The organism is Winogradskyella poriferorum (assembly GCF_050618035.1).
Classification (GTDB): domain Bacteria; phylum Bacteroidota; class Bacteroidia; order Flavobacteriales; family Flavobacteriaceae; genus Winogradskyella; species Winogradskyella poriferorum_A.
In genome coordinates this window covers 1-507 of the sequence record NZ_JBODPY010000013.1, presented here as the reverse complement: position 1 = coordinate 507, position 507 = coordinate 1, and the positions used below count along the sequence as shown (strand labels likewise).

Below are 507 nucleotides of genomic sequence, written 5' to 3'. Positions count from 1 at the left end.
TCGGATTAGGAACAGCAACAAACGTTGCAGACCTATCAGGATGTTTTGATTTATCGAACCCAATATCAGTATCAAGAAATGCAGTAAATGGTGGTGCCATTCAGATTGCAGGTACAACAGATACTACAGCAGAAATCTGTGTAGGCGAGGGAACTGACGATCTTATCGAGGTGGAGTTTGTAGACATGAGTGTACTGTCAGGAGACAGTTCGACATGGGTAATTACAGATCAGGCTACCAACGATATATTAGGTACACCAGCTTCAGGACCTTTTAACCTTGAAGGTGCACCTGCAGGCACTTGTGATATTTGGTATTTAAGATATACAGGAGATATCGGATTAGGAACAGCAACAAATGTTGCAGATCTATCAGGATGTTTTGATTTATCAAATCCTATTTCAATTACACGTTTTACAGGTATGGACTGTGATAATATATGTGATGCTCAAGGTGGTGCCATTCAGATTGCAGGCACAACAGATACTACAGCAGAAATCTGTGTAG

General features: G+C 40.8%; 1 pseudogene. It reads left to right on the top strand.

The features are described from left to right. Nucleotides 1-507: pseudogene (locus tag ACRHOC_RS14720) on the top strand (hypothetical protein); the annotation flags it as partial.